Consider the following 3,822-nt stretch of genomic DNA (forward strand, 5'->3'; position numbering starts at 1 on the left):
AAGCCAATTCCCAAAATATGACCTGGCTCCTGTTGCGTTATTGGTCTACCCCATACATCCCACGCTGTAAGGAATGTATACTGATTTAAATACGAGCGATCTCCGTATATTTCATAAGTGACATTACCTGCCCAGTCAAATGGCACTACGATTACACTTTTCGGTTCTGCATTTACTAGTAAGGACGATTGTGTTGCAGAAATAGTTTTATATATGCCATCGACATAAACTATCGATTTTGTTAAGCCGCTTCCCCCTGCATTATCCATCATGTCCCAACTAATCAGATACTTATTTTCTGGTGTTTTGTTGACTTGAATATTTTCTACTTTTGGTGCAACAGAATCTATATTAATCGGCATCTTAACCTTTTGCGGACGTGCTCCTTTATAATCTAATGTGCTCTCTATAATAAATTGATACTTTCCGTCTGGAACATATTTTCCATCATCTGATTTCAAATTCCAGTTATACCCACCCCAAACGACGAATTCACCATTTGACATTACATTTTTTCTAAATTTCCATGGTTCTCCTGTTTCAGTAAATTCACTGAAATCTCCAAGATCACGAACTCGATTACCTGATGCATCTTCAACGTACATGTCCACCTTTTTTACATTCCGCAAGGTGGTAAACTGTGGATAAAGACCCTGGTTCGCAGCATGTGGAGAGATGGCCATTCTTTCTTCTGAGAATGTTTTGGTCACATTATCATAACCAATTGGTATAGCTGGTTTGCCAAGCCAGTTTTTCTGACCATAGTTAGGAAATAGAGCTGTTTCTTGTAAAAAAGCATTTTGGTCCCACTTCGGTGCATCTAAGTTTTGAGGTTCATCCCAGTTACCATAAAAGCCCATATACGGAATTGTTAAGGACGGAATCGAAGCTTGATCTCCATTTCTCGGAACAAAGCGAACAAATCCCTCAACAAATATATTTTTCTTCAATCCATCTGGAAGTTTAATATCCACCTCTAAATCTTGCAGATGACCTTTTTTCACGGTAAAGGTGGCAGGTGTTGTGTCGCTAAAATCTTTTCCGTTAATCTTCGCTGTTGCACCTTCGATGCGCTTGCTCATTAGCTTTAACACTTCCATGGTTCTATCATTTTTCCCATCTCTATTTATATCAATATCTTTCAGCTCGGTATCATCTGTTAAAAGATCTAGATACACATCATAGGTAATCTCCTCTGGAGAGGATTTACCAGCTAACGCCTCTAACAATAGCATAAATTTTACTTTATCTTGCTTAATTTCTTTTAATTCCACAGCAGCTGCATTTTCTGGCTTAGCAAACTTATCTTTTACTAATACAGGTGTTTGCAGAGCATTAGCAATTTGCATCATCCCTGAGCCTTGTTTACGTGGTGAATATGGAATTTTCCCATCTGTTGCAGGGTCCATCACTACTTTAGCTGTATTCATCAAAGCTGTTTTCGCTTGATAGACAGCATTTGAACCTTTGGTGACGCCTTTTTCGTAGAGCGACTGTAAAACCAAAGCTCCTCCACCCACTACCATTGGTGTAGCCATGGAAGTTCCGCTATATACTGCATAATGGTTTTCCCAGATAGTTGAATAAATCTTACCACCAGGTGCGGTGATTTCAGGCTTAAAATCAAGGGTAGTCGGTGCTCCCCAAGATGAGAAGTCAGACATTTTCCCCTTATTTTTATTATCTATCCAGGTTCCCTGACCCGCTTGAACCGTAATCTTTTCACCGTTTTTCAAACGTTGAATCAAGTTTTGTCCTTCAGCGACCTGAGTACTAGCTCCTGGGATGGAATATTGAGAAAAAAGTAAGTTGCCATAATCTCCTAATGACGCTAAAGGAGCTACAATCACTCCTACGGCTCCTCCCTTTAGAGCAGGAGATTGTATAGATTGTTCACTGCCCGCAAATCGTTGTTCAGCCACCACGATTTTGCCTTTTACATCTTTTCCTGTGAAATCCTGAGTACTACCATAGCCTACATAAACTAACTCAATCTCTTTATTTTGAGTAAAGGCATCTGCCAGCGGATACCTACCTCCATACCTTTTGTAAATAAGTTTTTTCCCATCTGAAAGAGTCAGTGTGTCCATGCGTATTTGGTCATTTTCATAAGAAGCTACTTGTAATGCAAATGGACTTATACCAGGTGAGGATATTACTCCAATATCAGGATTTTGAGCATAGGATGGGTTTTTATATGCAGTGGATCCACTTTTGGTACTGTAGTATGCGTTACCACCTGCACATACCACTAATACTCCTTGATCTGTAGCAGTATGAACTGCTTTTTGTATAGGATTTTCTTCATCCACAAACTCAGCGTCAGTTCCTAAGCTCATGTTGATGACATCGGCATCCATTTCAACCGCATGATTGATTCCGGCTATGATATCGTCTGCATATGCCCCACCCCCATTATCGGAAAAGACTTTTTCCGCTAGGATCTGCACATCAGGTGCAATCCCTTTTACTCCGTCTATTTCATCGGTTCCATTGGCCCCAATTATTCCTGATACATGCGTTCCATGAGCAGAACCCCAGGGGATAACATCTGGATCATTGTCAGCCCAATCGTAACCAGATGGTACTTTATCTGTAAACCAGCCATCATTTATTTCAGTTTCAGCTAATTTTTCTTTTATAGTGGTAGAGGTCCACTTTTCTTTCTCTTTTCCTCTGTCAGACATAGTTAGATCCTTATGGGGATAATCTACTCCCGTGTCGACAACAGCAACCACCATCCCCTCACCATGGTACCCTAACTCTTCCCATACTTTTTTCGCTTGTATCATGGATTGACTGGAGCTCATCATTTGTTGATAGGTCTCTGCAATATGAACACGAGCCACTCCATCTAATTTTTCAATTTCTTTGATATTCTTGAACTGCGTATCCATACTGAAGCCATTAATACCCGTCACAAAGTGATGTCGCTCTTTCACATTCAACTTTTTCGTTTCTTTCATCTCTTGGATCAATGATTTTTGAGCTTGCTTTAATTTTTTCTTTTCAGCTTCATTTCCCTTGCCACTATGTACAGGTTCTCCTGTCATTTCCACAATCACTCGTACCGAATCGTTAGGAGTATATTTAGTATCAACTGGCTTGTGGGGTTGGTCTAATGTCACCTTCTCTTGATCAGACAGTTGGTTCTCTAACAAACTAGTCGCAAATTCTGGATTGGTCAATAGTGGCTCGGTTGAAGTGTCATTCGTTTCCGCAAAGACTGTGAATGATGAAAGAATTAAGGATGTTACAGCTGCAGTAGTCATTACTTTAAATGCCTTCAATTTACTCTTGGTCATTAACATTGCTCCTTTTTTATTTGGTTTAATTTTTATATTTATTTCACTACTTTTATGAGATTAGTAATTTAATAAAATTACAATTTAATAACCATTCTGAGGAAATAAATACAATTAGAATTGTACATACATCATAAATCACAGGCAATTGGGGGAATAAAGCATAGTTCCATAGACTTATATGTTAAAATTACGATTAAAAAAATTGTCAATTAAACAATATTAAAGTTGAATTTCAAGTTGTCATCAGGAAAAATATTTATAATTTTGTCGAAATCTTAATTTTAGTGGAGTATTTTCTCTTAAAATGGGGGGAAATAACATAATTAATAGAATTTTATGAAAATGCAAAAAAAAACAATTGATTAAAATGTGTATAAAGAACTAAAAACGTATATGGTATTTTGGACATTTATTCATTATGTAGAAATATAATATTAATTGCCGAATGGCCCATACATTCCTTGATCCTGTGCAATAAAAAAAGGGGTAGCGTTCTACTCCCTTAAATTTGCTA

At 38.0% G+C, this 3,822-nt stretch carries 1 protein-coding gene; it reads right to left on the bottom strand.

Annotation, left to right across the window (positions count from 1 at the left end; all coding sequences use genetic code 11):
* Positions 1 to 3,305, bottom strand: a 3,305-nt coding sequence (locus tag CHI06_RS28200; RefSeq protein ID WP_095251946.1) for a S8 family serine peptidase, incomplete at its 3' end; no start/stop codon positions are given.
* Positions 3,306 to 3,822 lie beyond the last annotated feature (517 nt).

Origin of the sequence: Bacillus sp. 7884-1 (assembly GCF_002272245.1) — a bacterium.
Taxonomy (GTDB): domain Bacteria; phylum Bacillota; class Bacilli; order Bacillales; family Cytobacillaceae; genus Neobacillus.